The organism is Bradyrhizobium sp. cir1 (assembly GCF_014198245.1).
Taxonomy (GTDB): domain Bacteria; phylum Pseudomonadota; class Alphaproteobacteria; order Rhizobiales; family Xanthobacteraceae; genus Bradyrhizobium.
In genome coordinates, this window is the sequence record NZ_JACIHE010000007.1 from 150,004 (window position 1) to 169,603 (window position 19,600).

At 59.5% G+C, this 19,600-nt stretch carries 16 protein-coding genes and 1 pseudogene; 1 reads left to right on the forward strand and 16 read right to left on the reverse strand.

The annotated features are described in order from the left end of the window. Positions 1–325 precede the first annotated feature (325 nt). The 16 genes and pseudogenes from hypE to GGD63_RS17085 form a co-directional block, all read right to left on the reverse strand. Complete coding sequence (gene hypE, locus GGD63_RS17010; protein ID WP_183243929.1) at positions 326–1,372, reverse strand: hydrogenase expression/formation protein HypE; 1,047 nt, start codon at positions 1,370–1,372, stop codon at positions 326–328. Further along, positions 1,369–2,511, reverse strand: a complete 1,143-nt coding sequence (hypD, locus tag GGD63_RS17015; protein WP_183243930.1) for a hydrogenase formation protein HypD — start codon at positions 2,509–2,511, stop codon at positions 1,369–1,371. The genes hypE and hypD overlap by 4 nt, the downstream gene beginning before the upstream one ends. Next, positions 2,508–2,693 (reverse strand): HypC/HybG/HupF family hydrogenase formation chaperone, encoded by a 186-nt coding sequence (locus GGD63_RS17020; protein ID WP_312013319.1) that lies wholly within the window; start codon positions 2,691–2,693, stop codon positions 2,508–2,510. Before GGD63_RS17020 ends, hypD begins: the two co-directional genes overlap by 4 nt. A gap of 49 nt (positions 2,694–2,742) precedes the next feature. Continuing rightward, positions 2,743–4,998, reverse strand: a complete 2,256-nt coding sequence (gene hypF / locus GGD63_RS17025; RefSeq protein ID WP_183243934.1) for a carbamoyltransferase HypF — start codon at positions 4,996–4,998, stop codon at positions 2,743–2,745. Continuing rightward, positions 4,995–5,954, reverse strand: coding sequence for a hydrogenase nickel incorporation protein HypB (gene hypB, locus GGD63_RS17030; protein ID WP_246785526.1), 960 nt, complete (start codon positions 5,952–5,954; stop codon positions 4,995–4,997). The genes hypF and hypB overlap by 4 nt, the downstream gene beginning before the upstream one ends. After that, positions 5,954–6,295: a hydrogenase maturation nickel metallochaperone HypA gene (hypA, locus tag GGD63_RS17035; RefSeq protein ID WP_183243936.1), complete on the reverse strand. Its 342-nt coding sequence runs from the start codon at positions 6,293–6,295 to the stop codon at positions 5,954–5,956. Before hypA ends, hypB begins: the two co-directional genes overlap by 1 nt. Then, positions 6,288–7,382: a hypothetical protein gene (locus tag GGD63_RS17040; protein ID WP_183243938.1), complete on the reverse strand. Its 1,095-nt coding sequence runs from the start codon at positions 7,380–7,382 to the stop codon at positions 6,288–6,290. Before GGD63_RS17040 ends, hypA begins: the two co-directional genes overlap by 8 nt. A gap of 100 nt (positions 7,383–7,482) precedes the next feature. Next, positions 7,483–8,346 (reverse strand): hydrogenase expression/formation protein, encoded by an 864-nt coding sequence (locus GGD63_RS17045; protein WP_183243940.1) that lies wholly within the window; start codon positions 8,344–8,346, stop codon positions 7,483–7,485. Further along, a complete protein-coding gene (locus tag GGD63_RS17050; protein ID WP_183243941.1) occupies positions 8,343–8,699 on the reverse strand; it encodes a hypothetical protein in 357 nt (118 codons plus the stop codon). The genes GGD63_RS17045 and GGD63_RS17050 overlap by 4 nt, the downstream gene beginning before the upstream one ends. Before the next feature lie 156 nt (positions 8,700–8,855). After that, positions 8,856–9,146: a HypC/HybG/HupF family hydrogenase formation chaperone gene (locus tag GGD63_RS17055; RefSeq protein WP_183243942.1), complete on the reverse strand. Its 291-nt coding sequence runs from the start codon at positions 9,144–9,146 to the stop codon at positions 8,856–8,858. A gap of 16 nt (positions 9,147–9,162) precedes the next feature. Further along, positions 9,163–9,747, reverse strand: coding sequence for a HyaD/HybD family hydrogenase maturation endopeptidase (locus tag GGD63_RS17060; protein ID WP_183243943.1), 585 nt, complete (start codon positions 9,745–9,747; stop codon positions 9,163–9,165). 11 nt (positions 9,748–9,758) lie between these two features. Then, a pseudogene (gene cybH / locus GGD63_RS17065) lies at positions 9,759–10,468 on the reverse strand (Ni/Fe-hydrogenase, b-type cytochrome subunit). Positions 10,469–10,472: 4 nt separating this feature from the next. Continuing rightward, positions 10,473–12,263 (reverse strand): nickel-dependent hydrogenase large subunit, encoded by a 1,791-nt coding sequence (locus GGD63_RS17070; protein ID WP_100233595.1) that lies wholly within the window; start codon positions 12,261–12,263, stop codon positions 10,473–10,475. Between the two features lie 13 nt (positions 12,264–12,276). Next, on the reverse strand, positions 12,277–13,377 hold the full coding sequence (locus GGD63_RS17075; protein ID WP_183244226.1) for a hydrogenase small subunit: 1,101 nt from the start codon (positions 13,375–13,377) through the stop codon (positions 12,277–12,279). 785 nt (positions 13,378–14,162) lie between these two features. After that, positions 14,163–15,425, reverse strand: a complete 1,263-nt coding sequence (locus tag GGD63_RS17080; RefSeq protein ID WP_183243944.1) for a serine hydrolase — start codon at positions 15,423–15,425, stop codon at positions 14,163–14,165. Positions 15,426–15,503: 78 nt separating this feature from the next. Next, positions 15,504–16,193: a molybdenum ABC transporter permease gene (locus GGD63_RS17085; RefSeq protein ID WP_183244230.1), complete on the reverse strand. Its 690-nt coding sequence runs from the start codon at positions 16,191–16,193 to the stop codon at positions 15,504–15,506. A gap of 1,176 nt (positions 16,194–17,369) precedes the next feature. On the opposite strand from GGD63_RS17085, the gene dctA reads away from it, so the two are divergent. Further along, positions 17,370–18,680 carry a C4-dicarboxylate transporter DctA gene (gene dctA / locus GGD63_RS17090; RefSeq protein WP_183243945.1) on the forward strand — a complete coding sequence of 437 codons (1,311 nt, stop codon included), beginning with the start codon at positions 17,370–17,372 and terminating at the stop codon, positions 18,678–18,680. Positions 18,681–19,600: the final 920 nt, after the last annotated feature.

Below are 19,600 nucleotides of genomic sequence, written 5' to 3' on the forward strand. Positions count from 1 at the left end.
CGGCGCAGAAATTCAACGATATTTGACAAGCTTCGCAGGATTTCAAACCACGGGTACCGAGCGGATCGTGTGACCATGCTCGCCGAGCTTAGCCGTCGAAACTGCGCGATGGCGATAAATCGTTTCGAATTGCGTTCTCGGCTCGTGGAAAAGCTAACAACCGATATTCAGCACGCCTAAAGAGCGAAGTCGCAGTCTGCCGGTTGGACAGATTGCCCATAGAAGGGATCGTTTCAGAGCTAATGGGTAATGGGGGGTGATGGGTGATGGCTCACGACCATTGATCATAAACTTGGTTTGCAAAAGCTGGACGATGCGCAGCGTGTCAACAGATCCGGGGCAATTGTTCGCCCGACAACCAGTCGACGATTCGTCGACCGCCGAAACTGGTCGCCATCTGCACGAATTTCCGATTGTCAGCCACCGCTTCGCCAATATCAGCTGCGTCGGACCCGAGCGGGTGCGCCTTCATGGCTGCAAGCACGGCATCGGCCAAATCAGGCGCGACGATCGCAACGAGCTTGCCTTCGTTGGCAACATGGATGGGATCGAGTCCAAGGAGTTCGCAGGTAGCCGCAACCGCCGGCTTCACCGGAATGGATGCTTCCTGCAGACGGAACCCGAGCTCGGATTGATGCGCAATCTCGTTGAGGGTTGCGGCAAGCCCACCGCGCGTGGGGTCGCGCATTACCCGGATGCCGCTACCGCCGGCGGCAACCATGACCGCTACGAGGTTATGCAACGCTGCGGAATCCGAGACGACCTCGGTTTGAAAAGCGACATTCTGGCGTCTTGACATGACCGCCACTCCATGATCGCCGAGGCTACCGGAGACCAGCACACGGTCGCCGACCATTGCCTTGTCGGCGGAGAGATCGAGCCCATCGGCCACAATCCCGATCCCGGTCGTAGAGATGAACAGACCATCCGCCTTGCCGCGATCGACGACCTTGGTGTCTCCGGCAATGATGTAAACGCCGGCACTGCGCGCTGCCGCGCCCATGGAATCCGCGATCGCCTTCAGATCAGAAAACGGGAAGCCCTCCTCGATGATAAAACTGGCCGACAGATAGAGGGGACGAGCGCCGGACATCGCGACATCATTGATCGTGCCGTGCACAGCCAGTGACCCGATATTGCCGCCGGGAAAGAACAGCGGCGAGACCACATAGCCGTCGGTCGTCATCACCATCCTGCCTGCCGCAACGTCAAACGCCGACTGATCATTGCAGCGGGCGAGCCATTCATTACCAAAGGCTTGGTGAAAAAGGCCGGAGATCAGCTGTGCCATGGCACGGCCCCCGGATCCGTGGGAAAGATCAACGCGTCCGTGCTCGAGGTCGAGCTTGCGTTGATAGCCCTTTACGCTCATGACGTCCGCCTCAACTGTTCATCGCGAACTCGGCCATAGGTCCAATACGCCGCACAAGCGCCTTCCGATGATACCATGCAGGACCCTATGGGCGTTTCCGGCGTGCAGACGGTTCCAAACAGCTTACACTCGACCGGCCGCTTGGCGCCACGCAGGATCGCGCAGCACTCGCACGCCGGATTGTCTGCGACACGCAGGTCGTGGATCGCAAAACGCGTCTCAGCGTCGAATTGCGCGTAAGCCCGTTTCAGCTTCATTCCGCTGTTAGGTACGAGTCCGAGCCCACGCCATTCAAACTGCTCGCGCAGTTCGAATATCTGCGATACCTCGTCCTTGGCGCGCCGATTTCCTTCACGCGTCACCGCACGACTGTATTGGTTCTCCACCTGGTAGCGATCTTCGTTCACCTGCCGCACCAGCATCAGAATCGCCTGCATCACATCGAGCGGTTCAAATCCCGCGATCACGATCGGCTTGCCAAATTGTTCTGCCAGGGGCTCGTAAGGCTGCGTACCGATAATGGTGCTGACATGTGCAGGCCCGATGAAGCCGTCAATTGGAACCCCCCCGGTGTCGCGGATTTTGGGGTTCTCGAGAATGCTGTGCATCGCAGAGGGTGTAAGCACGTGGTTGCAGAACACGCTGAGGCCCTTCAGCCGCTTCTTCTCGGCAATTCGGATCATCACCGCCGTCGGGGGCGTCGTGGTCTCAAATCCGATGGCAAAGAAGACCACCTCGCGGCTCGGTGCCTGTTCGGCGAGCCGGATAGCGTCGAGCGTCGAGTAGACCATCCGAATGTCGGCGCCGAGCGCTTTAGCTCGCAACAGGGACTGTCCTTGCGACCCAGGCGCGCGCATCAGGTCGCCGTAGACGCACAGAGTGACCTCTGGTCGTTCGACAAGCCGGATCGCCATATCGATTCGACTGGCGGGCAGAACGCAGACCGGACAACCGGGCCCGTGGATCATGCGGACGTTCGCGGGCAGCAGATCCTCCAGGCCATAACGGGAGATCGCATGAGTGTGCCCGCCGCAGAATTCCATGAACCGATAGGCTCTTTGCGAACTAACCTCGGCGCCAATCGCACGCGCAATTCCCTGCGCGATGGCCTTGTCGCGAAATTCGTCGGCATATTTCATGATCGGCGTTCCCCTGCGCTGCCTAGCTCCTGCAGCAGCTCCAGCGTGCGCTCGGCTTCCGTCGGATCGATCTTGGCCAGCGCATAGCCGACATGGACAAGGACGGAATCGCCGACCTCGAGCTCGTCGACGAGAGCAATCGATATCTCCAGGCTGATGCCATCGATGGACACTATGGCCATGTCGTTGGGAAGAATTTTCGCAATCTTTGCCGGAACCGAAAGACACATCTCAGGCTGATCCTCCCGTGCCGGACGACTGTTGAGCTATCTGCAGAGCGGCAATCCAGGCCTGGCCAAGGCTCAAACCGCCATCATTGGGCGGCACTCGCCGTGGCACGAGCGGGGTAAGGCCGGCCGCGCTGCAACCGCGCGGGATTTCATCCGCCAGCGCCGCGTTCAGGAAGCAGCCGCCGCTCAGAACGACGGTATTAACGCCCGTTGTCCGCGAAGACCGCGTGACCCAGTCAACGCAGGCAGCGGCGAAGGTGCCATGAAACAGCCCGGCTCCGCCCACCGGGTCAATGTCATCTGCAATCAACCGCGCAAACAGCGGACGAAGCGACAGCACGCCGCCATCGATCGTCCAGCCGGCTTCGAGAATCGCAGTCCGCCGCACAAGCGCCTCGAGCTTCATCGCCGCTTCGCCCTCATAGCTCTGCAAACTCGCAATCCCCAGCAGCGCCGCTGCGGCGTCGAACAACCGGCCCGCACTGGTCGTGGTGGCCCCGCCCGGCTGTTCGAGCAAGGCCGACACACATCCAGCCTGCCGTTGCGCCGCAAAGCGCGGCCCGATTTCGTTACCCCGGCCGAGCGCGTGTAATACTGCGCTGGCCATGCGCCACGGCTCGCGGGCTGCACGATCTCCACCAGGCATTTGCAGGGGCGCTAAGTGCCCGATGCGTCGGCACCCCGTCCCTTCGCACAACAATAGCTCGCCACCCCAGTTTCCTCCCTCGGAGCCAAGGCCATGGCCATCGAGCACCAGGGCAAGCGCAGGTCCCGCATGGCCATGCTCGGCGATCACTGCGGCAGCGTGTGCGTGGTGATGCTGGACAGCGACCAGCGCGCGGCCATTTGCTTCCGCAAACCGGGTAGAAGCCATATCAGGATGCAGATCATGGGCGATGGCGACAGGCTCTACATCAAGGCTCGATGTAAGGTGTCGGATCGTCTCCTCCAACGCGCGGATGCCTTCGGCCGTATCCAGATCGCCAATATGCTGGGAGACGAACGCTTGGTTGTCCCGCGTGATGGTGACGGTCGATTTCAGTGCGCCGCCGACGGCGAGCACGGACGGCACCGACTTCGCAAGCCTGATCGGTTCGGGAACATAGCCGCGGGCACGACGAATGAATTGCGGCCGGCCAGCCACCACCGACACCACGGAATCATCAGCACGCGTCACTATATCGCGATCATGGGTCACGATAAGGTCGGAGATCCCCTTGAGCCGCCGCAGCGCCTGCGCGTTGTCGATCAGGAGTGGTTCGCCGCAAAGATTGGCACTGGTGGCGACGATGACCGGGCCGGTGCCCGCATATGCTTCTGCCGAGCGAAGCGCATGAAGGATGAGGTGATGCAGCGGCGCTACAGGCAGCATGACACCCACGCGCGATAAGCCAGGAGCTATGGCGGGCGCCAAATTGTTGCGCGAAGGCAGAAGGACGATGGGACGTGCTACGGATTCGACCAGCGCAAGCTCGGGCGCGTTAGCCTCCGCGATGTCGCTGACGCGCTCTATGGAATCTACCATAACCGCGAACGGCTTCTGAAGGCGCTGCTTTCTCCTGCGCAAACGCTGCACGGCGTCCTGGTTACGCGCATCGCAAAGAAGCTGGTATCCCCCCAGCCCCTTTATCGCCACTATTTGTCCCCCCGCGATAGCCGCGACAATGGCGCTGATCCCATGGCTGAGCCGAGGCCCGCATGTCGGACACGCGATCGCCTCCGTATGAAACCTGCGGCTCGCCGGATCGGCGTATTCGGCCGCGCAGGCGGCGCACAGCCTAAAAGCCCCCATCACGGTGTTGCGGCGGTCGTACGGAAGCCGTTCGGCGATGGTGTAGCGTGGGCCGCAATGGCAGCAACTGATGAAGGGGTAATGGTAATGCCGATTTTTTGGATCGAACAGCTCGCTGAGACATTGCCGGCAGACAGCAGCATCAGCAACGATCTGCGTTGACAATTTGCCGCCTTCGCTCGTGCCGATCAAAAAGTCTTTCGCCGCGAGCCCCGCAGTTTCCCGAACGCAGATGTGGTCGATGCGTGCCAATGGAGGCGCCTCGAGCGGCAACGTGGCGACAAACTCCGACGCGCGGTGGCCCTCGACCTCGATCGTAACGCCCTCGGGGCCATTGATGACAAATCCCGCCAATCCGTAGCGCATGGCGAGTCCATAGACGTAAGGACGAAATCCGACCCCTTGCACGGCCCCACTCACGCGCACGCGCAGCCGCGTTCGGTCGCAGGTGGTTGGGGCGCTCATCGCCTTGTGTCCACTAGGGCGCGCCTCTGCTGCCTCGCCTGTCTATCGATCCAGGCGTACAGCGCGCCAAAACCCTCGCCCGTACGCGCCGAAACTACAAGCACGTCGATCTTGGGATTGACTCGTCTGGCGTATTCGATCGCCTTTCCCAAATCGAAATCAAGCAGCGGGGCCAGATCAATCTTGTTAATCACCATGAGCGAAGAAGCGGCGAACATATCAGGATATTTGAGCGGCTTGTCTTCACCTTCGGTAATCGACAGCACTACAATCTTGCAAGCCTCGCCAAGATCGAAGGCTGCGGGACAGATCAGATTACCGACGTTCTCGATGAAGAGAATACCCCCCGTGAGCAACGGCAAGCGGCGATAAGCCTCGCCAATCATCGCAGCGTCGAGATGACAACCCTTGCCGGTGTTGACTTGAATGGCTGGCACGCCGGCGGCCCGAATGCGCTCGGCATCGTTCGAGGTTTGCTGGTCGCCTTCGATGACCCCGACCGGCCGGCTACGCTTGAGCTCAGACACCCCGCGGACGAGCAGCGTCGTTTTACCTGCACCGGGACTGGACAAAAGATTAAATACAAGCAGGTCATCGGCGACGAAGAGCGCGCGGTTGTCCGCCGCAATCCCATTATTCTTGCCAAGAATATCGCGCCCGATCTGAATGACCCGCTCTCTGCTCATGCCCGCGAGCTTCAAGCCAGCCGGGCCGGCGCCGCCACTCAGAAGCGCCTGCCCACCATGAGCCTGGTGATGGGCAGAGCGACGATGGCGACTATGACTATCGCCTGCATGGTTTGAACGCTGCGGGCCTTGGTCGCCATGCGGATAGGCACGATGGCGATCGCAATCGTCCTGCACATGGGCATCGTATCGCTCATGGCTCTCCGCATCATGCGCCTTGGCGCGTTTGGTCGACGGCGTCCCTTCGGTGCAGCCGCAAACGGTACACATCAATCGATCTCCAGCTCTTTCACGCGCATCTGTTCCCCCGCGGTTACCTGCAACTGATAGCTGCCGCAGCAAGGACAGCATTCACCGCGTCGCGCAATCTCGACCCTCTTCGAACAGCTCATGCACCAGGCAGCTCCTGGCAGTTCGACGATATTAAGGACTGCACCCTCGGCAACGGTCCGCGTCGCAACGACAGCAAAGCAGAACCTGATCGCTTCCGGCGCGGCATGACTCAGCGCTCCGATCTCTAGACAGACGCTCCGCACCCGCGAAAACGATCGGTGACGTACCTCCTCCTCGACGATTTGAATGATGCCAAGACAAATCGCCATTTCATGCATCGCCAACTTCGCGAAAATTGAGAGTGAACCCGACGCACGGATCCAGCGATGCAATCACCGCATCGACTGCATCCCGACGCCGTCTAGCCGTCAGCACCGCGCCCTGCAGGCTGCGGACAAGCGGTCCGCGCGGGTGGAAATTCCACTCCGTCGGCGCAAGGAATTCGAAGCGGGATATCCGGCCCTGAGGATCAAGCTCAACCGCGTGGTAGAGACGCCCCCTGGCGCATTCGACCGCGGCCGCCGCACGGCCGGGCCCTAACTTATATCTTTCGATAATCCCATGCTCCGCCGAGTCAATCTGAGCACCGGCCTTGAGCCACGCACATAACCGGAGGGCTTCAGCAATCCTGGCCCTCAGCCGCTCGGCCGCACCGGAGGGGCTCGGCGAGAGCCGATCACGCGTCATTCGGCGCGCCCATGGACCCGTCTCGGGCACATGTCCGTCAAGATCCGGACAATAGCAAAATGTCGCGCCATCCACGAGCAGCCGTTTAATGATGTTGAGGTCGTCAGCAACGGACAGGAACGAGTGCTCCGCCGGAATTGACTTCAGGTCGATCTCATCAAGCGCTGCAATGCGAAGCGCTAATGGGCTACCGGACCTCACCGCGTCCCCCTCATTCGACATGCCGAGCGCGTTCAGCGCAGCCACGATCCGCGCTGTTGCTTCGCATTGAGCGGAGCCCCAGGCTGGCTGGGCGCTGCCGAGAAGGGCTGACATTCCCCGCATCAGGGAGCGGATTGCTGCCGCACTGGCGACGTCTGGCGTAAGATGTCCGACAAACAGGCCCCGAAGCAGTTCCGCGATGCGCTCGGTAACGATAAGCGCAATACGATGCTGTTTTGTTGTGCGGGTGATCACCTCGTCGCGCGCCGTCTCGATCGCGGACAGCAGTGCAGTTTGCTGCGCAGCGGCACACAACGCAAAGAGCCGCGGCAGCACCTCGAGCAGCAACGAGGCTTGTTTGCCAGCGAACAGCCGCGCCAGCGGCGGCCGGACTCGCGGCTGGATCTCGATCGCGGCGACTACGTCGGCAGCTAGCGATACGGTGACATCGATTTTGTTTTGGGCAGCGAGGCTCATGAGCACCGCTCCACCAACATCCTGCGCGAGGTATGCCGGCGGTCGCTGCGCCCGCGCCGTCTACGGGATCCCACTCGACGCCGAACATTCTCCAAGCTCTTCATGTGAAATACGCCTTAATAATTTCCTGCATGCGCTCGGCCGAGTCCTGGAAATCTTCGTCGGCAGCCAACGCAACAATCGGCACGCCGCCGACCTCCAGCGTATCAAGGATGATATTGTCCGTAGAACTGAAGAACTGCACCGACCAGACGTTCCTGATCCCGGTCGCCTGCACTCGGCACGTGCCGTAGCCACGGAAGATGAGTTGGACCGGGCCATTGCCCACGCTTTGCTGCAGGAATGTCAGGTCGATAACGCTCATCGGCAGCAAGGTGAGATTGATGACATGCGTGCGCATGCCAAAGCTCCAGACGCGCGCCCGCTCGCGTATTTCGGCGAGCACCGGTTGCACGTTCATCGCGCCGTCCGGCGCCGCGCCAATCGCAAGATCGGCAGACGTCAGGTCAGTTGCGGCGCGCCGGACAATCTGCGGGATCGCTCCGACCTCAAGATATTCGTTCGCCGGCTCGCTCCCGATGCGCACGCGCCAGATTCCCGCAAGCACGGACTCCCGGATTTGCGCGAAAGAGCCATCTGGCAGCGCAACCACGCCGGCGACCTCACCTTCTCCGAGCACTTCGCCAATCAGCTTGCGCTCGGGATCGCTGAGATTCGCGAGTCCGTACAGTTGTGTCCGAGCGCAGCTTCTCTGGCTGCCAACGGCAGCAGCGGCATTCGATAATAGCGCCATGGCATTTGGATAGTTCCTTGCAAGCTCGTCGCCGTCGCGCCAAGCGCGCTTGGCGAGCGCACGAGCGCTCGTCAACCCGCTATAGAATACATCGAGACTTCCAGAGCCCGTAGCAAGGTCACTCGCCGCCCCGTCGGCGTCGGCGGATACAACGCGGATCGCTGTTTTCATGATGCGATGTTCCGTTGGCTGTATCGAGAGGCAATGCACTTGCCGACACAAGCGCTGCCGGCGTGTGGCCGAACCATCGGTACCGCGACGCGGCCGAGCCACTCAACCAGTTCGTCACCTACGCCGCGCGCAGGCACTTCACCTTGCAGGCGCCGCCGAAACGCCTTGACCATCTTAGGAAGTAGGAGTGCGACGTGGATGATCCGGAGCAAATATAGGGGATCGACCGCCGGCAGCTGCATCACGGCCGTCCTCACGGGAGCGTGCACGACCAGGCGCGCATCGACGCTGACGCCCTCCACGTCGTACGAAGCGGGCCGCGCAAGACCATGCTCCGTCGGCTGCAACTTCATCACACGCCTTCCTGATAATGTTCGGTTCTGCTAGCAGGGTATTAGCAAGGCGTATGCCAATCACCGTCTGGCCGCGACCCGCGCTCGAAGCAACGGCTCGAAGCCTGACATTTTCGATGCAAGGTTACGTGCGACTGGGCCCGGCGAGCGGAACTGCTAGCGTAGGTGCTCCGGCAATTGCGGCTCATGACCGATCAAGTCGGCAAAGAAGCGATCGCAGTCCTGGCCGTTGAGGCTGGCCTTAAGCCCGTCAAGTGCTTCCGAGATCAGCCTCGCTTCATTTTCGGTCAAAAGCCGCACCGCGCTGTCGATATGAACGAGCACCTTGGCGCCGGCCGAGGCGTCGGAGAGCAGCATGACCGAGACGCGCCGCCGTTCATTGCCATACTCGCACAGCGCCGTGATGCCGTCGGTCTCGACAATCGTCATTGGCAAGCCAAGGCACATGGTCAGTCTCGGGCCGCTAGATCGGCTGCGCCCCGATCTCATAGTTTGCATGGTCGATATTGTTCGCCAACAGCCGTTCTGATGCAGGCAGCGGCGCGGTCCGCGGCTTTGCCGGCGAGTCCCACTGCGCCAGGAGTTTGCAAGCCAGTTCAATCGCAGGCGCAATCTGGAGGCGTACCGGGGCGGTCAGCGGACCGCCCCAGTGCTCCAGGTCCAGCGGCTGACAGCCGATGAGAGCGAGCTCTCGCGGGCGGCGGCCAAGCAGATCGGCCGCACTCAAGACCTCCTGAAAGCCGGTCTGATGCAGGCTCACCTTCTTGGCGGCGGTAAATTTTGGCACTTCGTCATCTCGCACAAGCTTCAACTGCCCGGGCAGCAATCCATAGTCGATGGCATCGAACACGATCAGGCAATCGGCCTGCTCGAGAAAACTGACGAGGTAGAGCCCCTGTGTGCCGCCATCGAGGACGGTTACGTTGTCATCGGTGGCGTAGCGGCGATGAAACTCCTCGACCACCCGCACGCCGAATCCCTCGTCGGCCCACAGGATATTGCCGATGCCGAGCACCAGGATCCTTTTCTTGTCTTTCGGATTCAGCATCCGCTTCCCAGTCAATCGCGAAACCCGCGCTCACCCGATATCACAGAAGAGATGCTCCGGCGCGACATGAGTCTTCCCGGACCACCGCGTAGATATGGACCAGCGCAAAGGTCACGATCACCCACAGGCCGAGATGATGCCAAGTATGGACGTCCTGACTGTTCGGCGAAATTGAAAATACCCAGCCGAACAGCTTGTACTGCCAGCTGTCGGTACCGGCACCTTGCCCATAAAGTGCAAAGCCTGTGACGACCATGAACGTGATCGTCTGCGTAAACATGAAGAACATCGCGAGCTGAGCAAGACGGTTCGGCCCGACGCGCCTCTCGGGCTCAACTGTAAGGAACGCATACCGGCGAATCTCGTGGTACACCTCTCGCCAAAAGCACTTGCGCCAGAGCGGCACCCAAAAGATCTGCATGGCATGCGCGGTTCCGATTAAAGCCCAGTAGATCCGCAGAAGAAAGCCGATACTGAGCACATATCCCGCCGAGAAATGGGCAAAGCGGATATAGCCGAACAGGAAATTGCCGCTTGCCTCTCCCGACATCGCCGGTGTCCCGGTTCCAATGACATAGCCGGTTAAACTCAGCATCAGTATGGCTGCCGCATTAACCCAATGCCACAGTCGCACCGGCGCGTAACTGATGGCAATGCCGATGCTCCGTTCAGTGGGTTTCGCATCGACGGCGGCAAAGAGCTTCCGAGCTCTGTCCAGCATGTCGTTACCGAACATTGATTGAGGCCACTTCCTGGCCGTCAGGACTCATCACGTGGGTCGAGCAAGCCAAGCACGGATCAAAGGAATGGATCGTGCGCAAGATCTCCAGCGGCCGCTGCGGATCGACCATCGGTGTACCGATTAGGGAGGCTTCGAAAGCGCCAATATTGCCCTTGGGATCGCGAGGAGATCCGTTCCACGTCGTCGGCACGACACATTGATAATTGTCGATCTTGGCGCCCTTGATCTTGATCCAGTGCCCAAGCGCACCGCGCGGGGCCTCACTGAACCCGTAGCCCTTGGCCTCCTTGTGCCAGCTTTCGGGCTTCCACCTGCTCACATCGGCAGTTGCCGTATTGCCTGCCTTGATGTGGATTACCAGCTTATCCTGGAAATAACGCATCTGATGCGCCGCCCACTGGCATTCGAGCGCCCGCGCCGCAGTACGACCAAGCGTCGAGAACAGCGCAGTCAGGGGAAGATTGAGCCCCTTGAGCAGTCTCTCGGCCGGCTCCTTGAACTCGGCTTTGCCTTGCGCATAACCGATGATGTATCGCGCCAACGGCCCGACCTCCATGGCGTGGCCGCGCCAGCGCGGCGCTTTGATCCAGGAATACTTGCCGCCTTCGTCGAGTTCCTTAATATCTGTCTTGCTGCCTTTGAGTTTTGGCCCAAGTTCAAAATGCGGCTCGGTGATACCGTCCCAGGGATGCAGCCCGCAGCAATCACTGGGGTATTTGTACCATGAATGCGCGACGAATTCCTGGATCTGCTCGGGATCACCATGGTCGATCGGCAGTATCTCCTTGAGATTGCCACCAAGAATGACCCCTCGCGGCAGCTTGAAACTTTTGGCGGAACAGTCATTTGCGTTTTCGGGGATGTCGCCATAGGACATCACGCTCTTGCTTGAAAGTCCGCCGCCATGGAGCCAGTCCTTATAGAACGAGCAGATCGCGGCAATGTCGGGCAGGTAGACCTGCTCGACAAACTCGATCGAGCGCTCGATGATCGAGGCCACGATGTTCAGTCGCTCCATATTGATCGCACCCACCGCACCGGGTCCGTCGATGTTGATCGCGCAGGGCACGCCGCCGACCAGCCAGTTCGGATGCGGGTTCTTACCACCATAGATAGCTTGGATCTTGACGATCTCCTTCTGGAAATCCAGCGCTTCCAGATAATGCGCTACAGCCATCAGGTTCGCTTCCGGTGGCAGCTTGTAGGCCGGATGCCCCCAATAGCCATTCTTGAACGGACCGAGTTGCCCTGATCCGAAGAATTTGGTGAGCCGGATCTGCAAATCCTTAAAATAACCAGGGGACGACAGCGGCCAGGGCGAGATAGACTGCGCGAGCGCCGAGGTCGACTTGGGATCGGCCTTGAGCGCGGAGACCACGTCGACCCAATCCAGCGCGTGCAGGTGATAGAAATGTACGAGGTGATCATGCACGAGCAGGCACAGCTGCATGATGTTGCGGATCGAATTGGCATTCTCGGGAATCGCAATTCCTAGTGCATTTTCAACCGCGCGCACGGAGGTGAGCGCATGGGTGCCGGTGCAGACCCCGCAAATCCGCTCGGTGAACGCCCAGGCGTCGCGAGGATCGCGCCCGCGCAGGATGACTTCGATGCCACGCCACATCGTCCCGCTTGAGACCGCATTGCGGATCACATTGTCGGAATCGAGATTGGCTTCGACACGCAGGTGGCCTTCGATCCGCGTCAGCGGATCGATGACGATTCGCCTGCCTGAACGATCAAGATTGAACCCATTCGGTGTCTGGACGGCCACCGTCGCCCCCTCCTCAACTCGGTTTGCTTTTGTGGGCTGCGCGATCCGGCTTGTGGGTCAACCGCTTCACGGCGGTGACCGCCGCATGGGCAGCGACGGTTAGCCCAACTACGCCGGCAGCCGCCATGCCGATCTGGTCGGCGTTCTCCTCGATCCCGAATTGCTTGATGGTTGTGAGTCGGTCGTAAAATGACCCCTTATCCCAGAAGCCGTCTTCGGAGCAGCCAAAGCAGCCGTGGCCGGATTGAATCGGAAATGAAACGCCGCCGTTCCATCGAAGGGCCGAACAGGCATTGTAGGTGGTTGGTCCCTTGCAGCCCATCTTGTACAGGCAATAGCCTTTGCGTGCGTACTTATCGTCCCACTCTTCGACGAATTGGCCAGCGTCGAAATGGGAACGCCGATAGCACTTGTCGTGAATGCGCTCGGAATAGAACATACTTGGGCGCCCTTGGCGATCGAGCTCCGGAAGCTCTCCGAACGTGGTGATGAAAGTCACGAGGCCACTCATGACCTCTGCGATAGGCGGGCACCCGGGCACTTTCATGATCGGCTTGTTGGTGATCACCTTATCGATCGGCGCCGCGCCAGTTGGATTGGGCTTGGCCGCTTGCACGCATCCCCAAGACGCACACGTGCCCCAAGCGATGATCGCCATGGACTCTTCCGCCATGGACCTGAGCTTTTCAACGAACGGCTTGCCGCCGTCAATGCAGAACATGCCACCCTCGTTCAGCGGTGGATTGCCTTCGACGGCGAGCACATACCTGCCTCTGTACTTGGCACGAGTTTCCTCCAAGATGGCTTCGGCCTGGAGTCCCGCCGCCGCCATGATCGTATCGTCATAGTCGAGCGAAATCATCGACAGCAGCGCGTCCTTGATCAAGGGATGGGCCGAGCGGATAAAGCTTTCCGAGCAGCAGGTACACTCGAGCCCGTGCAGCCAAATAACCGGCAAACGCGGTTTGGTCTCCAGGGCGTTGGCAATACTGCTTGCGGCGAGCGGACCAAGTCCCAAGCTCGCTGCAGTCAAACTGCAGAATTTGTGGAAACTACGGCGCGTCATACCCTGACGTCTGATCACGCTGTAGAACGTTTCCGTTGCACCACCCATGAAGCGTTCCATGTGAGTTGTCGTCGGCCATAACGAATTACTGACGTTCAGCAAGAACCAAGCCACCGAAGCGAAACACTTGACAGATACCATGTCACCGCTTCGGGATTTGCGGACTGTCGAAAGCAGCCAGCGAACCACAAGCTGCGCGATTGATGTGTCATGCCAATGGTGTCCGGTTTTGGACGTCCATGTGAGCGCTTCAACAGAGCAGCACGATGTTTCACCACTGCACGGCGACTACGTCTTGCTCACGTTTGCACGACCGCGACACTCACGCGTCGTGCCGTTCGTTCAATGGAATTGGTGAGGTTGACCGGCACCGACCTGCCCTCCAGTGCTAATCAGACTTGCCGATTGCTGACCAATGGGGCGTTAATCCGCTCATAGTCGCAACCGCGAAAGCAGTCTGTACCAAAGCGCCTGTCGAGCGACGAAGGCGAACCGCGGTGCGCACACCGCCGTCGCTTTTTAGGTCTGATCGATCCAATCTGCCTTTGATTTAAAGTGCCGCGCCGCACGGCATCGCTGCAGGATCGTAAGCGAGAGCCTGCAGAGCTATCACAGGAGCGCTCGTCGCGCGAGCCGATCGATAGCAATTCGCGATCAGCTTGGCGCATCGCTTCTTCGCGATAGCGGAGGCAATCTCGTTGTTGAAGCACTGGCGCGACCCGCGCCAAACGCGGATATCAGGTAACGGCGCCGACTTCAGTCGACATCGATGCGTAGCAGCACGTCTGCCGACCACCCCAAACGGCTGGCCGAGCCTTTCGGCCGAAAGCGGATTATCGGATTATTGCAGCATAGACGATATATTGGACTTGTTCGCGGTAATACTTCCGGATTTCTCCGGGTGCTGCCGTTCCGACCACCACGACGAGACGCTCCTTGGGGTCGCAGAAAAATTGTGTCCCGTAGGCGCCAGTCCAAGTGAACTCACCTTGACTGCCCGGAACCGCCGAGAGACCCTCGTTTATACGTACAGCTACTCCGAGCCCGAAGCCGAAGCCGGCACGGTGCGCCTCCACATTGGCGACCTTATTTTTGATCTCTGCCCCGAGGTGGTCGGAAATCATGTGGCGCACCGTCTTCGGACCGAGAATGCGCTGCCCATCGAGCTCCCCGCCGTTGAGCAGCATTTGTCCAAAGCGCACGTAGTCACCGACTGTCGCAAATGCGCAGGCTCCCCCGCAGTCAAACTTCGTCGAACTTTCGAGGAGCTCGATGTCTTGTGGCTTTCCCGTAAGCGGGTCGGCTGGAAATGGATGAGCGAGGCGTTCGCGTTGCGATTCAGACAAATGGAAAGTGGCATCCTGCATCTCGATGGGCTTCCACAGATTGCTGGCAAGATAGTCGCCCAATCGCTGTTCGCTGACCTGTTCCACGACAGCTCCCAGCACATCGGTCGAGAAGCCGTATTCGAATTCCGTACCCGGTTGGTGCGCTAGCGGCAGCTTGGTAATGGTTTCGATGAACGCCTGCTTATCGCCCCTTAGTGGCGGAGCGGCGAAATCGGGATAGAGACGCGCCACTTGGTCTGAGCTGTCGGGGGGCACGCCGTAGGTGAGTCCGGATGTGTGGCGATAGAGATCGTGGATGTAGATCGGAGAACTCTGCGTTTGAAATTCCAATGAGCCGTCATGCTGTGGCACTCCCACCTTCATGTTTGCGAATTCCGGGTAGTAATCCGTAAGCCTGGCCCGTAGAGGCAGGCGACCTTGCTCCATGAGGATAAGTCCCGCAACGGCCACCATCGGCTTGGTCATAGACGCAAGCGCGAACATCGCGTCGAGCCGCATCGACTTTCCTTTTGCAGGATCGAGTTGCCCATACGCCTTGTAGTGAATCAACCTGCCGTCCCTGGCGATTGCCACTACCGCACCCGGCACGCGTTTACTAGCGATTTCGCGAGCGAAGAACTCGTCGAGCTTGGTGAGGCGCTGCTGAGAAAAGCCGACGTCGTGGGCCGTCGCTTCGGGCAGAGGCGCGGGGTGCACTGAATTGAAGCCGATTCCAGCAGCCGCAGCGGCCATAATAAGCTTGTTCATTGTAGCCTCGCAAGGATTGATGGATCCGGTTTGCAATACTGCTGCTCGGTCGTGATCGGATATGTCCAGCCGGTTAACCTAAGACGGTTCGGTGCCTCTCCTGGCACAGTGTCTGTCGATGTGGGCTAAGGTGAAGATTGCCGCAAAGGCGAACAACACCATACCGCCGGCAACCACACTCGCCTCGCGCCAGCGCGATGCTTGGACGTAGTCTACGACGTAGGCTGACAAAACCTTGGTGCGCCCAGGGATGTTGCCGCCGATCATCATCACGACGCCGAATGTGCCGATCGTATGAGAAAAGCCAACCACGGCGGCTTTAACAAACTCCAATCGCGCCCGCGGCCCCTTGATGGTAATGAGGGCATACAACGACGAAACGCGCCCGGTAGTTTCCAACTGGCGATCTCCTATCGCAACAAAGGCGTTACGGATCGGCTGCACCACCAACGGCAGCGCCGAGAGGACCGATCCGATCACAATTCCCACGAAGGTAAAAGCGAGCGAGCGCTCGCCCCACAAAGAGGCGAGAACGCCACCCGGTCCGTCTGGGCCGAGCAATACGAGTAAGCAAAAGCCGAGAGCCGTCGGCGGTAGCACTAGCGGCAGGGCGATCATCGTCGTCACCGCCTCGCTCAAAAGCGTCTTTGAGCGCGCTAGCCACCAAGCGAGGGGCACACCAATCACGAGGAGGATCACGGTCGTTACGCTGGCGAGCTCAATCGTGAGCGCAACGGATTGCGCAATCTCTGTCGAAAAGACATCCATGTGCGTCAGCCCAAGAGTGAAAGCAGGTCGTCTTACGGGCCCGGTGATCGCCTGCACGTCCGGCTCGCCCAGGTATGTGGCGCGGATGGCCTTTTAGTCGCGCCGCACTTCATGGCGGCCGCCACATTCACGCGCGTCGTCTCTACGAGCAAGAGCAGCGTCGCAAGTCTCATCGGCAACTCCTGTGACAGGGCCGCTTCCATCCATCTGACGGCGGCACCTTCCTCGTTTGAAATCAGCAATTCCTATGCCGCGGCCGAACTGCGGGGCGTGCTACGCGCAACATGGGGGAAATTCGCACAGACTTCGACGTCACTGTGGCGTGGACCTAACGCTATGTCAGATTTCTGGCATCTCTGTTGCCGAGTAGACAGCGACGGCCGCGCAACGGAACGGCAGAATTTGACGCCACCAGAGATGCCTATGTGGTTTGTCGGTGGCTCAAACGCCGCACTCGCCGGGCCGGTAATGGAAAGGGTCGCAGTGAGCCTGCCCTTTGGCAGAGCACAAAGGATCTAGCTGAGTAATCATCGTGACGCTGCTTCTGCGACGCGGCAAAAGGCGCTGAGGGGCCGAGAGCGAAGGCCGCCTCTCGATCAATCTGCCTAATGCGTAGCGTTGGCACAGGCCTGGAGACAAATGCCTCGTGCACGAACGAGCTTTGCCGCTAGCGACAAGGCCGTGCATCGATTCAAAATTACGCCGCGCAATCGAGCTCCCAAACCAGGCTTCCATCGCGTGGATGAGTACAATCCAAACTATCAATTTTACCAATGTCCTCTACTGTTGCATCCATCTCAGCAGTTGGCGCATATCGATCACGCTCGGGCTTCCATCCCGAGACGGGACTCCGCTAATGCGCTCAGCCGATCAATTACGCGTCTCGCTGCATTTTTGTTCGACCTTGCGAACGCGAGCCGAGCACTCAAACCGGTGCCGCCCGGAGACAGACGGTTTGTCCGAGACTGCTTAATCGGGCGCACTTTTGGCAACTGGTGCACATCTTGCTTAACGACAAAGGATAACGCAACTAAACGCCTGCCTTTGGAACGACGCCACCGGCTCTCGGAACCGTCTTCAATCGGACACGGCTAAAAATGATGAGTCTCGTATGACGCTGTCGTCTCTCAATGACGCGGCGGCCCACATTCGAGTATATTCGGGAAGGAAGCGTCAATGACCACCATGGCAACTGCGGCGCCCGCACGCGCGTCGCAAGCTTGGTATAAGATTCTCTACGTGCAGGTGCTTATCGCGATCTTGATTGGCGCCATGGTCGGTTGCCTATGGCCGTCTGTCGCGACCAACGACTGGGTCAAGGCGCTCGGTGACGGGTTTATCAAGCTTATCAAGATGGTGATCGCGCCGATTATTTTCTGCACCGTCACATCTGGTATTGCGCATATTCAGGATGCGAAGAAAGTCGGGCGCGTCGGCGTCAAGGCGCTGGTCTATTTCGAGATCGTCTCCAGCTTTGCCTTGGTGTTGGGCCTTCTTATGGGCAATCTGGTCCAAATCGGTCATGGCCTTGCGGTCAAGCCGGATGCTGCGGCGGTCGCCAGTTACGTCAAGCAGGCGGAAGCCTCGAAGACCGTCGATTTCTTTCTCAACATCATTCCCGATACCGTGGTCGGCGCCTTCGCCCGCGGCGATGTTCTGCAGGTTCTCCTGTTCGCGATCCTATTCGGCTTTTCGCTGATGGCGTTGGGAAACCGTGGGGAGCGGCTGCGAGGCATGATTGACGACGTCGCGCATGCGGTGTTCGGCGTGATCGCTATCATCATGAAAGCGGCTCCGATCGGCGCCTTCGCGGCCATGGCCTTCACTATCGGCAAGTTCGGGCCGGCAGCACTCGGCAATTTGATCGGTCTGATCGCGCTGTTTTACGCGACGGCGGCGTTATTTGTCGTGGTGGTGCTCGGTTTGATCGCGCGCCTCGTCGGCTTTTCAATCTTCAAGTTCATTGTCTATATCAAGGACGAGATTCTGATCGTGCTCGGCACATCGTCCTCTGAAAGCGCGCTGCCGCAATTAATGGAGAAGCTGGAACGGCTGGGCTGCTCCAAGCCCGTGGTCGGCCTGGTGGTGCCAACTGGCTACTCCTTCAACCTCGACGGCACCAATATCTATATGACACTTGCGACATTGTTCATTGCCCAGGCACTCGGGGTCGATCTCACCTTTGGCCAGCAGCTCACGATCCTGCTCGTGGCAATGCTAACGTCGAAGGGAGCAAGCGGCGTCACCGGCGCGGGCTTCATCACGCTCGCTGCGACGTTGTCGGTGGTCAACCCAGCGCTGGTGCCGGGTATGGCAATCGTATTTTCGATCGACAAGTTCATGAGCGAGGTGCGCGCCCTTACTAACATCACCGGCAATGGCATCGCCGCAGTGTTCGTGTCCTGGTGGGAGGACGAGCTCGAGCACGCGACGCTGCAAGCTCGGCTCAACCAGCCCAACGTTTCCACCACTATCGACACACGATGAGATAGTCCCGGATCCTAACCGCCGCCATTCAAAGACGCGTCGAATGCGAGCGCAGCGACATTTCTCGTAGTTCGAATCGAGACAGCTGACTTGACACGAGCCGGAACTTTCACGCGCGATCTCCAGTGCGCAGCCCTTGCCCCGCCTCGCCCCCGGCAGCCGCCCTGAAGAGCCCGCCGAGCAAAAGAGTCGGGGCTTTTTTAACAGTCATTTTCAAGCGCGTCTTCACCGTCAAGCGTCCGGCCATCTGAACGCTTCTGCGACATTTGCCGTGCCAGATAATAGGACTGCGACAGAACGTGTCCAGCCTGACGAACTAGGTGTTGCTTTGCCTACAATCGCATGTGCGCGGTCACTGCGCTTGCCTCGTCCGACCAACGAGTGGTTGCGATCTTGCTGACGCAACTCATCATCCCTTGTTACGGTCCGCGCTGCCGCATTAGATCAGATGGTGTGTGATCAGCACGGATTAGATGGCACCTCGACAGAGCCGTGGCGGCTCGCAGACGGCTAGTGTCGGTTCGGCGTCGCTGCGCGCGCTCGATTCCGGCCAACGACCCGGAGGCAAGTCCTCCGCACCGAGGCGTGATGGCCCTAGGACATACAAAGCTTCGCGTAACTTCGCCTTCGTATCTCGGCACATCACCATTGCGCTTTCTTTCCGCATGACCGATCGCACCGGCGAGATGAGTGGTCCGGCAGCTTGTCTTTGTTCTTTCCGGTTCGGCGAGGGGCGCCGATTGCTCCGGCTCAACGTCTCGACTGAACTGCAGCCGCTGTCCTCGTGCGGCTGGGTAAGGGAGTTATCCTCGGCTGCAGCCTGGAGCGCCTGCCCGGAGTTATCGGCAGCGGAGGAAAGCAGACATCTGAGCATCGATTGCAGGCGTGTCAGAGCGCCATATTGAAAGGTTTAGGACAAC

Bases quoted from the DNA above. Each gene is read 5' to 3' on its own strand.
- hypE (WP_183243929.1), bottom strand. From the start codon at position 1,372: ATGAGCGTAAAGGGCTATCAACGCAAGCTCGACCTCGAGCACGGACGC.
- hypD (WP_183243930.1), bottom strand. From the start codon at position 2,511: ATGAAATATGCCGACGAATTTCGCGACAAGGCCATCGCGCAGGGAATT.
- GGD63_RS17020 (WP_312013319.1), bottom strand. From the start codon at position 2,693: ATGGCCATAGTGTCCATCGATGGCATCAGCCTGGAGATATCGATTGCT.
- hypF (WP_183243934.1), bottom strand. From the start codon at position 4,998: ATGAGCGCCCCAACCACCTGCGACCGAACGCGGCTGCGCGTGCGCGTG.
- hypB (WP_246785526.1), bottom strand. From the start codon at position 5,954: ATGTGTACCGTTTGCGGCTGCACCGAAGGGACGCCGTCGACCAAACGC.
- hypA (WP_183243936.1), bottom strand. From the start codon at position 6,295: ATGCATGAAATGGCGATTTGTCTTGGCATCATTCAAATCGTCGAGGAG.
- GGD63_RS17040 (WP_183243938.1), bottom strand. From the start codon at position 7,382: ATGAGCCTCGCTGCCCAAAACAAAATCGATGTCACCGTATCGCTAGCT.
- GGD63_RS17045 (WP_183243940.1), bottom strand. From the start codon at position 8,346: ATGAAAACAGCGATCCGCGTTGTATCCGCCGACGCCGACGGGGCGGCG.
- GGD63_RS17050 (WP_183243941.1), bottom strand. From the start codon at position 8,699: ATGAAGTTGCAGCCGACGGAGCATGGTCTTGCGCGGCCCGCTTCGTAC.
- GGD63_RS17055 (WP_183243942.1), bottom strand. From the start codon at position 9,146: ATGTGCCTTGGCTTGCCAATGACGATTGTCGAGACCGACGGCATCACG.
- GGD63_RS17060 (WP_183243943.1), bottom strand. From the start codon at position 9,747: ATGCTGAATCCGAAAGACAAGAAAAGGATCCTGGTGCTCGGCATCGGC.
- GGD63_RS17075 (WP_183244226.1), bottom strand. From the start codon at position 13,377: ATGGGTGGTGCAACGGAAACGTTCTACAGCGTGATCAGACGTCAGGGT.
- GGD63_RS17080 (WP_183243944.1), bottom strand. From the start codon at position 15,425: ATGAACAAGCTTATTATGGCCGCTGCGGCTGCTGGAATCGGCTTCAAT.
- GGD63_RS17085 (WP_183244230.1), bottom strand. From the start codon at position 16,193: ATGGATGTCTTTTCGACAGAGATTGCGCAATCCGTTGCGCTCACGATT.
- dctA (WP_183243945.1), top strand. From the start codon at position 17,370: ATGACCACCATGGCAACTGCGGCGCCCGCACGCGCGTCGCAAGCTTGG.